Annotated in this window: 13 protein-coding genes and 1 pseudogene; 10 read left to right on the forward strand and 4 right to left on the reverse strand. The window is 73.4% G+C overall.

Annotation, left to right across the window (positions count from 1 at the left end; translation table 11 throughout):
* The first annotated feature begins 122 nt into the window (after positions 1-122).
* Positions 123-1496 carry an aminotransferase class V-fold PLP-dependent enzyme gene (locus tag ACX6XY_RS12965; RefSeq protein ID WP_460329543.1) on the forward strand — a complete coding sequence of 458 codons (1374 nt, stop codon included), beginning with the start codon at positions 123-125 and terminating at the stop codon, positions 1494-1496.
* Between the two features lie 22 nt (positions 1497-1518).
* Here ACX6XY_RS12965 and ACX6XY_RS12970 read toward each other — a convergent pair whose 3' ends face one another.
* Together ACX6XY_RS12970 and ACX6XY_RS12975 are read right to left on the reverse strand one after the other, a co-directional pair.
* Positions 1519-1800 (reverse strand): Lrp/AsnC family transcriptional regulator, encoded by a 282-nt coding sequence (locus tag ACX6XY_RS12970; protein WP_460329544.1) that lies wholly within the window; start codon positions 1798-1800, stop codon positions 1519-1521.
* Positions 1797-2568 (reverse strand): annotated as a pseudogene (locus tag ACX6XY_RS12975) (rhomboid family intramembrane serine protease). The gene ACX6XY_RS12970 and the pseudogene ACX6XY_RS12975 overlap by 4 nt, the downstream one beginning before the upstream one ends.
* A 140-nt stretch (positions 2569-2708) precedes the next feature.
* Here ACX6XY_RS12975 and ACX6XY_RS12980 point away from each other — a divergent pair.
* The 5 genes from ACX6XY_RS12980 to ACX6XY_RS13000 all read left to right on the forward strand — a co-directional run bounded on the left by ACX6XY_RS12980 (position 2709) and on the right by ACX6XY_RS13000 (position 8345).
* On the forward strand, positions 2709-2948 hold the full coding sequence (locus tag ACX6XY_RS12980; RefSeq protein WP_460329546.1) for a hypothetical protein: 240 nt from the start codon (positions 2709-2711) through the stop codon (positions 2946-2948).
* 35 nt (positions 2949-2983) lie between these two features.
* Entirely contained in the window at positions 2984-4345 is a 1362-nt protein-coding gene (locus tag ACX6XY_RS12985; protein ID WP_460329548.1) for an NYN domain-containing protein, read from the forward strand.
* A 298-nt stretch (positions 4346-4643) separates the two neighbouring features.
* Positions 4644-5747, forward strand: a complete 1104-nt coding sequence (locus ACX6XY_RS12990; protein ID WP_460329550.1) for a C40 family peptidase — start codon at positions 4644-4646, stop codon at positions 5745-5747.
* A 202-nt stretch (positions 5748-5949) separates the two neighbouring features.
* Positions 5950-7005, forward strand: coding sequence for a C40 family peptidase (locus ACX6XY_RS12995; protein WP_460329552.1), 1056 nt, complete (start codon positions 5950-5952; stop codon positions 7003-7005).
* A gap of 125 nt (positions 7006-7130) precedes the next feature.
* Positions 7131-8345 carry a hypothetical protein gene (locus ACX6XY_RS13000; RefSeq protein WP_460329553.1) on the forward strand — a complete coding sequence of 405 codons (1215 nt, stop codon included), beginning with the start codon at positions 7131-7133 and terminating at the stop codon, positions 8343-8345.
* Between the two features lie 97 nt (positions 8346-8442).
* On the opposite strand, the gene ACX6XY_RS13005 is transcribed toward ACX6XY_RS13000, so the two are convergent.
* Positions 8443-9735, reverse strand: a complete 1293-nt coding sequence (locus ACX6XY_RS13005) for a glycosyltransferase 87 family protein (protein WP_460329610.1) — start codon at positions 9733-9735, stop codon at positions 8443-8445.
* Positions 9736-9873: 138 nt separating this feature from the next.
* Here ACX6XY_RS13005 and ACX6XY_RS13010 point away from each other — a divergent pair, with 138 nt between their 5' ends.
* The gene (locus ACX6XY_RS13010; protein WP_460329555.1) at positions 9874-11025 is read left to right on the forward strand and encodes a glycosyltransferase family 4 protein; all 1152 of its coding nucleotides are present in this window, start codon (positions 9874-9876) and stop codon (positions 11023-11025) included.
* A gap of 24 nt (positions 11026-11049) precedes the next feature.
* On the opposite strand, the gene ACX6XY_RS13015 is transcribed toward ACX6XY_RS13010, so the two are convergent.
* Entirely contained in the window at positions 11050-12858 is a 1809-nt protein-coding gene (locus tag ACX6XY_RS13015; RefSeq protein WP_460329557.1) for an AMP-dependent synthetase/ligase, read from the reverse strand.
* A 288-nt stretch (positions 12859-13146) separates the two neighbouring features.
* Here ACX6XY_RS13015 and ACX6XY_RS13020 point away from each other — a divergent pair, with 288 nt between their 5' ends.
* From ACX6XY_RS13020 to ACX6XY_RS13030, 3 genes are all read left to right on the forward strand, one after another.
* The gene (locus tag ACX6XY_RS13020) at positions 13147-13941 is read left to right on the forward strand and encodes a metallophosphoesterase family protein (protein WP_460329559.1); all 795 of its coding nucleotides are present in this window, start codon (positions 13147-13149) and stop codon (positions 13939-13941) included.
* Between the two features lie 128 nt (positions 13942-14069).
* Positions 14070-14504, forward strand: coding sequence for an SRPBCC family protein (locus tag ACX6XY_RS13025; protein WP_460329561.1), 435 nt, complete (start codon positions 14070-14072; stop codon positions 14502-14504).
* Between the two features lie 98 nt (positions 14505-14602).
* The gene (locus ACX6XY_RS13030; RefSeq protein ID WP_460329563.1) at positions 14603-15886 is read left to right on the forward strand and encodes an ArsA family ATPase; all 1284 of its coding nucleotides are present in this window, start codon (positions 14603-14605) and stop codon (positions 15884-15886) included.
* Positions 15887-15959 lie beyond the last annotated feature (73 nt).

A 15959-nucleotide genomic window follows, 5' to 3' on the forward strand; every position in this document is an offset into this window, starting at 1 on the left:
GCGAATGCGATAGGGCGTCACGCCCCACCTCCGCACACCCTTTTCTCTCCTCTCCTGCGCCGACGTGCGTCCGAGCCGTCCTGCGCGCGGAGCTTTCGCCTTTCCTCACACGGGAGTTCGCCATGTCCGTCGCCGCCGTCGCCACCGCCGCCCCTGTCTCGACCTGTACGCTCCCCGTCCTCGGCCGTGACGTCACCGTGCCGCTCGTCACCGGCGGCGAGGTCACCTATGCCGCGCTCGACTACGCCGCCAGCGCGCCCGCCCTGCAGCGGGTCTGGGACGACGTGGCCGCGTACGCCCCGTACTACGGCAGCGTGCACCGCGGCGCCGGGTACCTCTCGCAGCTGTCCACCGACCTCTTCGAGAACGCCCGCAGGACGGTCGAGGAGTTCCTCGGCTGCCGGGCGGGCGACCAGGTGGTGTTCACCCGCTCGACGACCGACTCGCTGAACCTGCTCGCCTCCGCGCTGCCCGCCGACTGCCAGGTCTTCGTCTTCGAGACCGAGCACCACGCCTCGCTGCTGCCCTGGCGCGACGCCCGCGTCAGCTGCCTGAACGCGCCGCGCACCCCCCGAGAGGCCGTCGCGGCCCTGGAGCGCGCCCTCGCCGACCGCGAGCCGCACGGCCCCGCCCTGGTCTGCGTCACCGGCGCCTCCAACGTGACCGGCGAGCTGTGGCCGGTACGCGAACTGGCCGCCGCCGCGCACGCGCACGGCGCCCGTATCGTCCTGGACGCGGCCCAGCTCGCGCCGCACCACCCGGTGGACATCGCCGAACTGGACGTCGACTGGGTCGCCTTCTCCGGGCACAAGCTGTACGCGCCGTTCGGCGCCGGGGTGCTCGCGGGCCGCGCCGACTGGCTGCGGGCCGCCGAGCCGTACCTCGCGGGCGGCGGCGCCTCCAAGGCGGTCGCCAGGCGCGCGGACGGCGGCGTCGACGTGGAGTGGCACACCACCGCCGCACGCCACGAGGCCGGTTCGCCCAACGTCATCGGGGCGTACGCGATCGCCTCGGCCTGCAAGGCCCTCACCGAGGCCGGGTTCGACGCGCTGGCGGCGCGGGAGCGGGAGCTGATCGCGAAGGTGCGCGAAGGCCTCGCGGCGGTGCCCGAGGTGCGGGTGCTCTCGCTGTTCGGCGACGACGCGCCCCGCGTCGGCGTCCTCTCCTTCGTGGTCCAGGGGTGGAACAGCTCGCACTTCGCGGCCGCGCTGTCGGCCGAGTACGGCATCGGGGTCCGCGACGGCCTGTTCTGCGCCCACCCCCTGGTCCGCACCCTGCTCGGCAGCGACCCGCAGGAGCAGGGCGCGTGCGGGTCGCCCGAGGCGGCGCCCGGCACGAGGTCGCTGAACGCGATCCGCGTCAGCTTCGGCGCGGGCACACCGGACGAGCATGTGGAGCGGTTCGTCCGGGCCGTCGGCGAGCTCGTACGGGACGGCGCGCGGTGGAGCTACCGCACCGAGGACGGGCGCTGCGTGCCCGACACCACGGCGGCCTGAGACCTGGTGGCGGGCTGTCGCGTCAGGAGTCGAGCCCGATGGCGAACGCCGCCTCCAGGTCGTGCTGCGAGTACGTACGGAACGCGACATGGGTGTCCGTGGCCTGTACGCCGGGGATCTTGCTGATGCTGCCCGGAATGACGTCGGCCAGGTCGTCGTGCGAGGTGACGCGCACCATGGCGATCAGGTCGTAGGTGCCGGTCACGGAGAAGACCTCGCTGACGCTGTCCAGCGCGGCGATCGACTCCGCGATCTCGGGGATGCGGTCCACGCTGGTCTTGATGAGCACGATCGCGGTGATCACGGCTGGCTGTCTCCCTCGGTGGCCGTCGCTGGGTTCCTCACTCTAGAGCGTGTCCGCCGCACCGGCTCCAGCGCTCCGGGGCTTCAGCCCCCAGGCCGCGACGAAGCCCAGCGCGAACCCCACCAGATGCGCCAGGTACGCCACCGAAGGGCCCTCGGCGTCCCGGCTCGCGGCCAGCCACTGCAGGGCGGCCCAGAAGGGCAGCACCAGCCAGGCGGGAAAGCGCAGCGGTACGAAGAAGAGGAACGGGAAGAGGCTGGTCACCCGCGCCCTGGGGAACATCCGCAGGAACCCGCCGAGCACCGCGGAGATCGCCCCGGACGCGCCGACCAGCGGCTGTGCGGAGCCGGCGTTGGCGAGCGCGTACGCCCCCAGGGCCAGACATCCGCAGCCGAGGTAGAACAGCGCGAAGCGGACATGGCCGAGGCGTTCCTCGGCCATCACGCCGAAGACGTACAGAAAGAGCATGTTGCCCAGCAGATGCAGCCAGCTGGCGTGGACGAACAGCGCGGTGAGAGGAGTGACCGCGGCCCGCGCCGAGCCGCCGAGCAGCTCCGCCGGGACCACCCCCCAGCGCGCGAAGTAGTCGCGCTGGGCGGCGAGCAGCTGATCGCCGACGCCGTAGGCGGGGCTGAGGCCGGAGGCCGGTGACACCACGAAGACGGCACAGCACAGGACGATCACGCCGTACGTCACCACGGCCGAGCGGCCGCCCGGCAGGCGTGCGGCCGTGCCCCGGACCGCGCGCCAGGCCCCCGACTTATCGATCACGAACAGATCCTGCCGTACCAGGACCGAACCGTACAGACCGCCTCGCCGTACCGCTGCCGTCCGCGTGGCCCGCGGTCAGGCCGTAGGGTTGCCTGCAGGACCCCGTGACCGACACTTGAGGGAAGGCCTCGCCCACCATGACGGTTCCCCTGCCGACCGCCGAGACCCGATGGCGCTGCACCCTGTGCGGCAATCTCACGCGTTTCGACGTGACCCGCTCGTCGAAGGCCGTCGAGTACGTCCACCTCGACCTGGCGGGCGAGCCGACGGTGGAGGAGCGCGAGGTGGTCAGTGAGACCATCGAGTCGGTGCGCTGCCGCTGGTGCAACGCGGTGGACCAGGTGGAACTCGTGGACAGGCCGGGCGCGGACTCCTGAGGGAGCCGCCCCGCACAGGTAGTGGGGTGTGACGGATGGTGGAGGCGTCAAGCGGTGCCGACGCGGCCGGTGCGGCCGACGGCTCCGCCGAGGTGCTCGACCGCCCGCTTCCCGAGGGCGTACGCCGCCGGGTCATCGCGATCGTCTCGGACGGCTTCGGCGGCCTGACCGTCGCCGAACTGCCCGCCCAGCTCCGCCAGTACGCCCGGTTCACGCCGTCCAGGCGGCTGAAGTTCGCGGGGAACGCGATGGCCGCCGCGCTGGAGGCCGAGCCGCTGTTCCGGCAGCGCATCGCCGCACGCCTCAAGGAGGCCCAGCCCGAACTGGCCCGCGCCCTGGAGGCGGGCACGCCGCCCCCGGCCGCCGACCCGCTGGACGTGGCGGCCGCGGCCTATGTGCTGCGCCCCGCGGGCTGGGTGAAGCTGGTGACCGCGGCGGGCGAGGAGGCCCAGCGCGCCGACGCCGAGCGAGCCGACGATGAGACCAGGGCGGAGCTGGAGCGGCTGCGCCGCGAGGTCGACGAGGCGCGTGAGCGCGCCCGGACCGAGACCGAGCGGCTGCGCGCCGACCTGGAGTCGGCCCGGAAGGAAGCCGAATCGCTTCAGCGCAAGCTGCGCAGCGCGCTCAGCGACGTCAAGCGGGGCGAGGCGGCGCTGCGCAAGGCCGCCGCCGAGACCGAGTCCCTGCGGGCCGAGAGCCAGACCCAGCTGTCGGCGGCCGACAGCGAGGCACGACGGCTCAAGGCGCGGCTCGGCGAGGCCGAGGCGGCGCTGGAGGCCAGCCGCAAGGCGGTGCGCGAGGGCCGCTCCATCGAGGACATGCGGGTGCGGCTGCTCCTGGACACGATGCTGGAGTCGGCCCAGGGCCTGCGCCGCGAGCTGGCCCTGCCGCCGGTCTCGGTGCGTCCCGCCGAGACCGTGGACGCCGTCGAGCCCGGCCGGATGACCCCCAAGGACATCGCCGCCCGCGCCCTGTCCGAGAGCGACCCGGCCATCCTGGACCAGCTGCTCACACTGCCTCAGGCCCATCTGGTCGTGGACGGCTACAACGTCACCAAGACCGGCTACCCGACGATGCCGCTGGAGAAGCAGCGGCTGCGCCTGCTCGGGAGCCTCTCCGCGCTGGCCGCCCAGACCGGCGCCGAGGTGACCTGCGTCTTCGACGGCGCCGAACTGGCCGCGCCGGTGCTGCTCGCGCCGCCACGCGGGGTGCGGGTGCTGTTCTCCAAGCCGGGCGTGACGGCGGACGAGCTGATCAGGCAGCTGGTGCGCGCCGAGCCGCCGGGACGGCCCGTGACGGTGGTCTCGACCGACCGCGAGGTGGCCGACGGCGTCGCGAGGGCCGGGGCGCGGCCGGTCGCGTCCGCGGTGCTCCTGAAGCGGCTTTCCCGGAGTTAGCCGGAGTTAGCCGGAGTTGGTCAGAGTTGGTCAGGGTTGGGCAACCCCTGGGCGTGATGCCCGAATTGGGGTGGCTGTGGCACGACGTAGCGTCAATCGGTCATCACCGCATGTGCGTTGCGCGCAAAAAGTCTCCGCGGTGAGTGGTTTTTTTCTCGTGAAGATTTGAACTGATCACATCGGGGTCATTAGGGTCTGGGCTCGAACCTTCACACGGTCGATCACTCATACGGGGTGACGGTGAGGGTCCCGCCCGCCGGACGCCGGCAGGCGGCTGGAGGAAGAAGGAGCCGCCTTCGTGGCGTCCCACCGTCGACCCAGGCAGCCGAGCCGAGGCCGCGTCACCGTGCTGACCGCGACCGCCGCCGCTGCCGTCGCGCTCACCTCGCAGACCGCGCAGGCGGACCCGAAGCCGACCAAGAAGGACGTCAAGGAAAAGGTCGACAAGCTCTACGAGCAGGCGGAGCACGCCACCGAGAAGTACAACGGGGCCAAGGAGAAGCAGGAGAAGCTCGAAAAGCAGATCGAGGGCCTCCAGGACAAGGTCGCCCGCGGTCAGGGCGAGCTCAACGACCTGCGGGACGGCCTCGGTTCGCTGGCCACGGCCCAGTACCGCTCGGGCGGCATCGACCCCTCCGTACAGCTGTTCCTGTCCGCCGACCCGGACGACTACCTCGACAAGGCCTCCGCGCTCCAGCAGTTGAGCGGCAAGCAGGCCGACTCGCTGAAGAAGATCCAGGCCAAGCAGCGCACCCTCGCCCAGCAGCGCGCGGAGGCCTCCGGCAAGCTGACCGACCTCGCCGACACCCGCAAGGTGCTCGGCAAGAAGAAGAAGGAAGTCCAGGGCAAGCTCGCCGAGGCGCAGCGGCTCCTGAACACCCTGACCGCCCAGGAGCGCCAGAAGCTCAGGGAAGAGGAGCAGCGGGCCAGCCGCGCCGCCGAGCGGAAGGCGCTGCGCGCGCAGCAGCAGACCGAGACCAAGTCCGACCAGGGCGGCTCGACCGCGAGCAACGGCTCCGCGAGCGACAGCTCCGGAAGCACGGCCACCGGCAGCGGCCGCGCCTCGTCCGCGTACGCCGCGGCCCAGAGCAAGCTCGGTTCGCCGTACATCTACGGTGCCAACGGCCCCAGTTCCTTCGACTGCTCGGGGCTCACGTCCTGGTCGTTCGCGCAGGCCGGGGTCAAGATACCCAGGATCTCGCAGGACCAGGCGCGGATCGGCACCCGGATCAGCTCGCAGAGCGACCTCAGGGTCGGCGATCTGGTGTTCTTCTACAACGACCTGCATCACGTCGGCTTCTACGCGGGCAACGGCCAGGTCCTGCACGCCCCCAAGCCGGGCACCGTGGTGCGCTACGAGTCGATCAACAACATGCCGTACATGTTCGGCGTGCGCGTCTGAGCCGCCGCGGCGCGCACTCCGAACGGGCGAATTCCCCGATCGTGTGCTGACCCCACGCCCCGCCGTCGACCTGCGTCGACGGCGGGGCGTCGGATTGTGTGCCCGGCCGGGTCCTTGGTCGCCGGGTGACCGGGCCGCTACTGTCTGCCGCTGATTCCCCCGAATCGCCGGGGGACCTGTCAGCGGAAGGGAGCGGCTGCCCGTGGCGTCCCATCGCCGTCCTTCGCAGTCCGGCCTTGCCGGTCTCACCGGCGCCGCCGGTATCGACCGCGCCGCGGTCCGGGTCACCGCGCTGTCCGCCGTCGCCGCGGCGGCGCTCGCCGCCACCCCGGCGGGGGCGGAGCCGCACGACACCACGCGCGACACCAAGGCCGAGGTGGACAGGCTGTACGCGGACGCCGAGCGGGCGACCGAGGCGTACAACAAGGCCGACGCACGCGCCGACACCCTGCGCCGCCAGGTCGCCAGGGTCAGGGACAGCGTCGCCCGCGGGCAGGAGCGCATCAACACCATGCGCGGCGCGCTGGGCACCCTGGCCGGAGCCCAGTACCGCTCCGGCGGCATCGACCCCACGCTGGCCCTGGTGCTCTCCGACGACCCGGACGGCTACCTCGACAAGGCCACCACGCTCGACCGGATCAGCGCCCGGCAGGTCGGCGAGATCGCCGCGCTGCGCGGCGCGCAGCGCGAGCTGGCCCGGCAGCGCGCCGAGGCCTCCCGCGCACTCGCCGAGCTGGAGAAGTCCCGCACCGAGGTGACCCGCCACAAGCGCGCCGTCGAGCGCAGACTGGCCAAGGCCCGGCGGCTGCTGAACTCGCTGAACGCCCGCGAGCGCGCCGAGCACGACCGGGCCTCGCGCTCCGCCGCACGCCCCGACGAGACGCCCGCGCCGCCCCCGGCGGCGGCGGGGTCCGGGCGCGCCGCGAGCGCCGTGTCGGCGGTCCGCCAGGCCGTCGGACGGCCCTATGTGTGGGGCGCCAACGGGCCGGGCGGCTTCGACTGCTCGGGCCTGACGCAGTGGGCGTACGCACAGGCGGGCGTCGGGCTGCCGCGCACCTCGCAGGCCCAGCGGCACGCCGGGCGGCAGGTGCCCGTCGACCAGGCACGGCCCGGCGACCTCGTCACCTACCGCGGCGACGCCAGCCATGTCGGGATGTACGTGGGCGGCGGACAGGTGGTGCACGCGCCGTACCCCGGCGCGGCGGTGCGGTACGACCCGGTCGGCATGATGCCGATCAACTCCGTGACCCGCGTCTGAGCACCCAGGCTCCCCACCGGCCAGGCTCCTCACCGGCCAGGCTCCTCACCGGCCAGGCTCCTCACCGGCCCGGCTCCCACCCAGCCCAGGTCCCTTCCCGGCCTCGGACTCGTACGATCGCGGGTATGTCCGGCGGCGGGAGGCGTACGAGAGCGTGGCTGGCACTGCTGTGCCTGGCCGCGCTCCTCTTCGGCGCCTTCCACGGCGATGGACCCACGCGCCCGGACTCCGCGCCCCGCGCCGCCGTCGACGCGCTCCTCAAGCGGCGCGCGGCGGCGGTACTCGACCGTGACGAGGCGGCCTATCTGGCCACCGGCGCCCCGGCGGCCGCACGGCGCGGCAGCGAGTTCCGCAACCTCGCCGAACTGCCGCTCGGCTCCTGGGACTACCGGCTCGACCGGCTCGACCGCTCAGGCGACCGGGCCACCGCCGCCGTACAGCTGCGCTACCGCGTCGCGGGACACGACCGCGCCCCGCTGGTCACCGCCCGCGTGCTCGACCTCGCCGAGCGCGACGGGCGCTGGTACGTCACCGCCGAACGCCGCCGCGACGGTGAGACCGAGCAGCTGTGGGAGCGGGGCCCGGTCACGGCCGTACGCGGCGAGCGGAGCCTGGTGCTCGGGGCCGGTCCGTCCCGGTCCCGGCTGCGCCGTTACGCGGACCTCGCCGACCGCGCGGTGCCCGAGGTGCGAGCCGCCTGGGGGGACGCCTGGCCGGGGCGGGTCCTGGTCCTGGTGCCCGGCTCGCTGGACGCGATGGCGGGGCTGCTCGGCGCCGACGCCGCGGGGTACCAGGGGATCGCCGCGGTCACCACGGGCGACGTCGGCGGCGCGCGGAAGACGCCTGCCGACCGGATCATCGTCAACCCGGAGGCGTACGAGGTCCTGGGCGACCTGGGAAAGCAGGTCGTCCTCACCCACGAGGCGACGCATGTCGCGACCCGTGCCCACACCTCGGCCGCGACCCCGCTGTGGCTCTCGGAGGGCTTCGCCGACTGGGTGGCCTACCGCGGCTCGGAGCGCGGCGAGCGGCGGATCGCCCCCGAACTCGCCCGCGCGGTCCAGCGCGGCGAGGTCCCGGACGCGCTGCCCGACGACGAGGACTTCGGCTTCGCCGAGGACTCCGCGCGCCTCGCCCAGGCGTACGAGGGCGGCTGGCTGGCCTGCCGGATGATCGCCGAACGCTGGGGCGAGGAACGGCTGCTCGCGTTCTACCGGGAGGTCGGCGGCCACCGACGCCGGGCCGGAGCGGTCGACAGCGCGCTGCGGGAGGTACTCGACACGACACCGCAGGCCTTCACCGCGGACTGGCGCGCCTATCTCCGGGACCGACTGCGCTGACCGGCTGGCGGGCCGGGCGGCTGGCGTCGAGGGCTGGCGCTGACCGGCGCTGACCGGTTGGCGCTGACCGGGCGCGGGAGGCGCGGCCGCGACGGCCTCACCGCCGGGGCAGCAGCAGCGCGCGCGGCGCCCGTCCGGTGTGCTCGGCGGGGCGTGCGTCGGGGGTCACGGTCTGTCGCCACAGGCGGCGGCAGGCGAGCAACGTCGCGGCGACCAGCAGGCCGTTGCGGGCGGTCAGCAGCAGCACGCCGGGCCCGTCGCTGGACACCACATGCGCGAACCAGACCGGGAACTCCCAGAACGTCAGCGCGGTCGCGACCAGCGTCAGGGCGGCGGGCAGCGCCATCCGGCTGGAGCGGAACGTCAGACACACCGCCGCGAGCCCGACCAGCCAGAGCAGATACTGCGGGCTGATCACCCGGCTGGTCACGGTGAACAGCAGCACCGCCGCGAACGCCGCGTCGCACACGGTGCTCGGAACCCAGGAGCGGGCCCGCAGACGCCACAGCAGCAGCCAGCCGAAGGCCAGGGCGGACAGACCCTGCGCGACGGCGCTGACCAGCGGGACGTACGGGCCGAGGAACTCCATCGAGCCGTAGTGCAGCCGCACCTCGCCCTGCCAGCCGTACTGCCGGGCGATATGGAAGACCAGCGCGCCCAGCGACTCCACCTCGGTGCCCCGGTCGCGCTGGAAGTCCAGGAACGCCAGCGAGCCGGGCATCGCCGCGGCGAAGGCCAGCAGCAGCGCGCCCGCCGTACCGGCCGCCGCGGCCCACGCCCGCCGGGTGGCGCGGCCGCGCGCCGTGCCGACCAGCAGCAGCACCGGCCACACCTTCAGCAGCGCCCCGAACCCGGCCAGCGCGCCGAGCACTCGCGGCCGCCGGGCGGCCGCGAGCAGCGCGGCCACCGCCACCGCCGTCACCATCAGGTCGTACCGGGCATAGCCGGTGGGGCCGAGCAGCGGCACCCCGGCCACCCAGACCCAGACGCCCGCCCGCCGCCTGCCGGGCCGCCCGCCCGCGTACAGCAGCAGCCCCAGCACCACGGCGTCGCACAGGCAGACCAGCACGAAGAACGCGGTGGTGTACTCCAGGAACGGGAGCACCGCCGGGGACAGGACGGCCAGCGCGGCGGCCGGGGGGTACTGCCAGGCGACGTCGTCCTGCGGGAAGGACCCGGTGCGCAGGATCTCGAACCACTGGTGATAGATCACGGACACGTCGCTGGTCACATCGGGGCCGGGGACCGTGAACACCTTGAGGACCCACAGCAGGAGCAGGGCCCTGGTCCCGGCCCAGGCCGCCACGGGCCAGACCGCCCACGGAACCGCCCGTACGGGCCCCGGCACCCGTCCCGCCACCGGTCCGGGACTCCGCCTCGCACCCGCCATGACCACCTCGTCGACCACCTCGCCCGGTCCCTTCACGCCGCCGCCCGCACCCAGACCCATCATGCCGGGCACGTCCCGGCTCCCGAGCGTACGGCGCGGGCGTCCGGCACCGGCGGACGTTCGGTACTGTCGGCGGCGATGCACAAGACCCTGATCGTGACCAACGACTTCCCGCCCCGCCCCGGCGGCATCCAGGCGTTCCTGCACAACATGGCGCTGCGCCTGGACCCCGAGCGGCTCGTCGTCTACGCCTCCACCTGGAAGCGCGGCCGCGAGGGCGCGGAGGCCACCGCCGCCTTCGACGCCGAGCAGCCCTTCACCGTCGTACGCGACCGTACGACGATGCTGCTGCCCACCCCGCGCGTCACCCGCACCGCGACCCGGCTGCTGCGCGAGCACGGCTGCCAGTCCGTGTGGTTCGGCGCCGCCGCGCCGCTCGGCCTGATGGCGCCCGCGCTGCGCGAGGCGGGCGCCCGGCGGCTGGTCGCCACCACACACGGGCACGAGGCGGCCTGGGCCCAGCTGCCCGCCGCGCGACGACTGCTGCGCCGGATCGGCGAGTCGACGGACACGCTCACCTACCTCGGCGAGTACACCCGCGCCCGGATCGCCGCCGCGCTGACCCCCGACGCCGCCGCGCGCATGGTGCAGCTCCCGCCGGGCGTGGACGAGAAGACCTTCCACCCCGACTCGGGCGGCGTCGAGATCCGGGCCCGGCTCGGGCTGAGCGACCGGCCCGTGGTGGTCTGCGTGTCCCGGCTGGTGCCGCGCAAGGGGCAGGACACGCTGATCCAGGCGATGCCGCGGATCCTCGCGAGGGTGCCGGACGCGGTCCTGCTGATCGTCGGCGGCGGCCCGTACGAGAAGGACCTGCGCCGACTGGCCGCCGAGACCCTGCCCCACCGGGCCGCCGACGCGGTGCGCTTCACCGGGGCGGTGCCCTGGGAGGAGTTGCCCGCGCACTACGGCGCGGGCGACGTCTTCGCGATGCCGTGCCGCACCCGCCGGGGCGGGCTCGACGTCGAGGGGCTCGGCATCGTCTACCTGGAGGCGTCCGCCACGGGGCTGCCCGTGGTCGGGGGCGACTCGGGCGGCGCTCCGGACGCGGTGCTCGAAGGCGAGACCGGCTGGGTGGCGCGCGGCGGCAGCCCCGCCGACGCGGCCGACCGGATCGTGACGCTGCTCACGGACCCGGAGCTGCGCGAGCGGATGGGGGAGCGGGGCCGCGCGTGGGTCGAGGAGCGGTGGCGCTGGGACCTGCTGGCGGAGCGCCTGAGGGAACTCCTGTGACCTCCGCCTCTGACCTTCGGGGCGCTACTTCCGGTACAGCGCCTCGATCTCCTCCGCGTAGTCCTTCGCGACCACGTTCCGCTTGAGCTTCAGCGACGGCGTCAGATGCCCGGACTCCTCCGTGAACTGCGCGGGCAGCACCCGGAACTTCCGTACCGACTCCGCCTTGGACACCGCGGCGTTGCCGTCGTCGATCGCCCGCTGCACCTCGGCGAGCAGCTCCGCGTCGTCGCGCAGGTCGGCCGCCGTACCGGACTTGCCGTGCTCCTTGGACCACCGGGCCAGGAACTCCTCGTCCAGCGTGACCAGCGCGCCCACGAAGGGCCGCCCGTCGCCGACCACCATGCACTCGGCGACCAGCGCGTGCGCCCGGATGCGGTCCTCGATGACCGCGGGCGCCACGTTCTTGCCGCCCGCCGTGACCAGCAGCTCCTTCTTGCGGCCGGTGATCGCGAGGTAGCCGTCCTCGTCGAGGGCGCCGATGTCGCCGGTGTGGAACCAGCCGTCGGTGAGGGCCTCCTCGGTCGCGGCCTCGTTGTTCCAGTAGCCCGTGAACAGGTGGTCGCCGTGCAGCAGCACCTCGCCGTCGTCGGCGATCCGCACCACCGAGCCCGGCAGCGGCTGCCCGACCGTGCCGATCTTCTGCCGGTCCCACGGGTTGAAGGCGGTGGCCGCGCAGGACTCGGTCAGACCGTAGCCCTCCAGGACCGTGAAGCCGATCCCGCGGAAGAAGTGCCCGAGCCGCTCGCCGAGCGGCGCGCCGCCGGAGATGGCGGCCTCACAGCGCCCGCCGAGCACCGCCCGCAGCTTGCTGTAGACCAGCTTGTCGAACACCTTGTGCTTGAGCTTCAGGCCGAACGACGGGCCGGACGGCGCGTCCAGCGCCCGGCTGTACGTGATCGCCGTGTCCGCGGCCTTGTCGAAGATCTTGCCCTTGCCGTCCGCCTGGGCCTTGGCGCGCGCGCCGTTGTAGACCTTCTCGAAGACGCGCGGCACGCCGAGGATCAGCGTCGGCCGGTAACCGGCCAGCTCGTCGGTGAGGTTCTTGATGTCCGGTGCGTGGCCGAGTTTGATCGGCGCCATCAGCGGAGCGATCTGCACCATCCGGCCGAAGACATGCGCCAGCGGCAGGAAGAGCAGGACCGAGCACTCGCCGGTACGGAACAGCGGTCCCAGCCGCTCGACGATGTTGCCGCACTCCGCGAGGAAGCTGCGGTGGGACAGCACACAGCCCTTGGGGCGGCCGGTGGTGCCCGAGGTGTAGACGATGGTGGCCGGGTCGTCGGCGCTCGCGACGGCGCTGCGCTCGTCGACCGTGGCGTCCTTGACCGTCGCCCCGGTCTGCCTCAGCTCTTCGACGGCGCCGACCGCGCCGCCGTCGGACGGCTCGATCCGCCAGACGTGCGTCAGCTCGGGCAGCCGGTCGCGCACCGAGTCGACGGCGGCCGCGTGGGCGTCCAGCTCCACCACGCAGGCGACGGCGCCCGAGTCGCTGAGGATCCACTGGATCTGCTCGGGCGAGCTGGTCTCGTACACCGGGACGGTGACCGCGCCCGCGCTCCAGATCGCGAAGTCCAGCAGCGTCCACTCGTAGCGGGTGCGGGACATCAGGGCGACCCGGTCGCCCGGCTGGACACCGGAGGCGATCAGCCCCTTGGCCGTGGCGGTCACCTCGGCGAGGAAGTCCGTCGCGGAGACGTCCTGCCAGCCGCCGTCCACCTTGCGGCCGATGACGGCCACGTCCGGGTGCTGCGCGGCGTTGCGCCGGACGATATCGGTCAGATTGCCGTCCGCGGGGACCTCGTACAGGGCCGGAAGGCTGAACTCGCGCAAGACTGCTGCTCCTCATAGGGCGCCGACGCCACGACGTTGTGCGATGCGACGGTGCGGTCCAAGATCGGGCAGGTGCTCGGTGGCTGAAAAGGGGTGAGCACGACTGGACTGCCAGGACGTTACCCATCGGTATGTGTTCTCCGATAGGGGGGTCAGGGCAGATGTTCCCTGCGTCACACGGCACGACGCCCCGTGCCGCACAGTAATCGACGCGCTGGGTGACTCCCAAGTAACCGCAGGTCCGGCGGCCCCTACCGGCGTACGGCGGCGCGTTCTAGGGTGCTCGCTATGCGAGACGGACGGGTCAGACGGGTCAACCGGGTCAACGTCATCAGTGACGTACACGGCAACAGCGGGGACCTCGCACGGGCCGCGGACGGCGCCGACGCCCTGATCTGCCTGGGTGACCTGGTGCTTTTCCTGGACTACACGGACTACTCGCGCGGCATCTTCCCCGACCTCTTCGGCGCCGAGAACGCCCGGCGGCTGGTGGAACTGCGGACCGCGCGACGCTTCGACGAGGCACGCGCCTTCGGCGCCCGGCTGTGGGCCGGGATCGACACCGACCGCGACGCCGCGATCGAGAAGGCGGTCCGCAAGCAGTACGCCGAACTCTTCGCCGCCTTCCCCACACCGACCTACGCCACCTACGGGAACGTCGACATCCCGCGGCTCTGGCCGGAATACGCGGGTGAGGGCACCACCGTCCTGGACGGTGAGCGCGTCGAGATCGGCGGGCTGGTCTTCGGCTTCGTCGGCGGCGGACTGCGCACCCCCATGCGCACGCCGTACGAGATCAGCGACGAGGAGTACGCCGCCAAGGTCGAGGCGCTCGGCGCGGTCGACGTGCTCTGCTCGCACATCCCGCCCGAAGTCCCCGAGCTGGTGTACGACACCGTCGCGCGCCGCTTCGAGCGCGGCAGCCGGGCCCTGCTCGACGCGATCCGGCGCACCCGGCCCCGGTACGCGCTGTTCGGCCATGTCCACCAGCCGCTGGTGCCGCGGATGCGGATCGGCGCCACGGAGTGTGTGAACGTCGGCCACTTCGCCGGTACCGGCAGGCCCTGGTCCCTTCAGTGGTAGTCGGTGCGCGGTAGCCTTCACGGGGTCGACCCGACCATGAGGTCACCCCCGATCCCGTGGTCACCCCGATCCCGTGGTCATCCCGACCGCGAGGGCACCGCGACCTGACCGCAGGAGGAGCCACGGCGATGGCGGAACACACCAGCTCGAGCATCACGATCGAGGCGCCGCCGGCCGACGTCATGGGAGTCATCGCCGACTTCGCGCGCTACCCGGACTGGACCGGCGAGGTCAAGGAGGCCGAGGTGCTGGCCACCGGACCCGAGGGCCGCGCCGAGCGGGTCCGCCTCGTCATGGACGCGGGTGCGATCAAGGACGACCAGACGCTGGCCTACACCTGGACCGGCGACCACGAGGTCAGCTGGACCCTGGTCAAGTCCCAGATGCTGCGCTCCCTGGACGGCACCTACCGGCTGACCGCGACGGACAAGGGCACCGAGGTCACCTACACGCTGACCGTGGACGTCAAGATCCCCATGCTCGGCATGATCAAGCGCAAGGCCGAGAAGGTCATCACGGACCGGGCGCTGGCCGGGCTCAAGAAGCGCGTCGAGTCGAAGTGACCGACTGAGCGGACCCTGTGCCGGGGCCGGGGCCGGTGCGGGGGCCGGTGCGGGGGCTCATGCCGGGGCCGACGCCCTGACCTGTACTGTGCACCCCCATGCGCACCCTCCTGGTCGCCGGACCCGGCGGCGGTGGCCGCACCACGGCCGCCGCGGCCACCGCACTCGCCGCCGCCCGGCGGGGCCGCCGCACACGCGTCCTGACCGCGGACCGTGACGACACCCTGGGCGCGGCCCTGGGCGTGCCCACCGGGCCGGAGCCCGTGACCGTGTCGCCGGGCCTCACCGCGGTCCGGGTCGACCCGGCCGCGGACTCCCGAGACCAGCTCATCGCACTACAGGACCGGGCGGCCAGCGCCCTCGACCTGCTCGGCGCCCAGCGCCTGGACGCCGACGAGCTCACCGAACTCCCCGGCGCCGACCAGCTCGCCCTCCTGGCGGCCCTGCACGCGGCCGCCACCGCCGACGACCGGCCCGACCTGCTGGTCGTGGACCTGCCGCCGACACCGCAGGCGCTGGCCCTGCTCGCGCTCCCGGCGCAGCTGCGCCGCTGTCTGCGCCGACTGCTCCCGCCCGAGCGGCAGGCCGCCCGCGCGCTGCGGCCGGTGCTCGCCCAGCTCGCCGGGGTCCCGATGCCCGCACAGTGGCTGTACGACGCCGCGGTCCGGGCCGACGCGCACCTCGCCGCCGTCCAGGCCGTGATCGAGGCCGACACCACCGCCGTACGCCTGGTCGCCGAGCCGGGTCCCGCGGGCGTCGACGCGGTCCGTACCGCGAGCACCGGGCTCGCCCTGCACGGACTGCGCACCGAGGCCCTCCTGGCGAACAGGGTCCTGCCCGCGACGTCCGCCGACCCGTGGCTGGCGACGCTGATCGCCCAGCAGCACAAGGCGCTGGCGGAGTGGCGCGGATCCGGTGCGGCGACGTCCACACCGTACGAGGCGGATGAGGCACCCGAGTCACCCAAGGCGCCCGAGTCACCCAAGGCGCCCGAGTCACCCGAGGCGCTCGTGGTCCATGAGGTGCCGCACCTCGGGCGTGACCCGCGCGGCGTCGACGACCTCACGGCACTCGGCGTCCCCGCTGTCCGCGCTGTCCGCACCGGCCCGGAGTCCGTGCCACGGCCCGGCTGGCCCGTCGACGACCGGCTCGCCGACGACGGGGTCCTGGTGTGGCGCATCCCGCTCCCCGGCGCCGTACGCGAAGAACTCGACCTGATCCGCCGCGGCGACGAACTGGTCGTCACGGCGGGCCCGTTCCGCCGCGTCGTCGCGCTGCCGTCCGCACTGCGCCGGTGTGGTGTGGCCGGTGCCGGGCTGCGCGACGGCGAACTCGCCATACGCTTCGTACCGGACCCCGAGCTGTGGCCGCGCGGCCGGTGAGCGGACGCCGTGAACGGGCTACCGCCGTTCGGGTAACGTCGACAGTACGTATTGGAGACTCGCCGCAGGAGCC

This window comes from Streptomyces sp. O3 (genome assembly GCF_054788135.1).

Excerpts from the sequence above, each read along its gene's own strand:
- ACX6XY_RS12965 (WP_460329543.1), top strand. The coding sequence starts at position 123 with ATGTCCGTCGCCGCCGTCGCCACCGCCGCCCCTGTCTCGACCTGTACG.
- ACX6XY_RS12980 (WP_460329546.1), top strand. The coding sequence starts at position 2,709 with ATGACGGTTCCCCTGCCGACCGCCGAGACCCGATGGCGCTGCACCCTG.
- ACX6XY_RS12985 (WP_460329548.1), top strand. The coding sequence starts at position 2,984 with ATGGTGGAGGCGTCAAGCGGTGCCGACGCGGCCGGTGCGGCCGACGGC.
- ACX6XY_RS13000 (WP_460329553.1), top strand. The coding sequence starts at position 7,131 with ATGTCCGGCGGCGGGAGGCGTACGAGAGCGTGGCTGGCACTGCTGTGC.
- ACX6XY_RS13005 (WP_460329610.1), bottom strand. The coding sequence starts at position 9,735 with ATGGCGGGTGCGAGGCGGAGTCCCGGACCGGTGGCGGGACGGGTGCCG.
- ACX6XY_RS13010 (WP_460329555.1), top strand. The coding sequence starts at position 9,874 with ATGCACAAGACCCTGATCGTGACCAACGACTTCCCGCCCCGCCCCGGC.
- ACX6XY_RS13020 (WP_460329559.1), top strand. The coding sequence starts at position 13,147 with ATGCGAGACGGACGGGTCAGACGGGTCAACCGGGTCAACGTCATCAGT.
- ACX6XY_RS13025 (WP_460329561.1), top strand. The coding sequence starts at position 14,070 with ATGGCGGAACACACCAGCTCGAGCATCACGATCGAGGCGCCGCCGGCC.
- ACX6XY_RS13030 (WP_460329563.1), top strand. The coding sequence starts at position 14,603 with ATGCGCACCCTCCTGGTCGCCGGACCCGGCGGCGGTGGCCGCACCACG.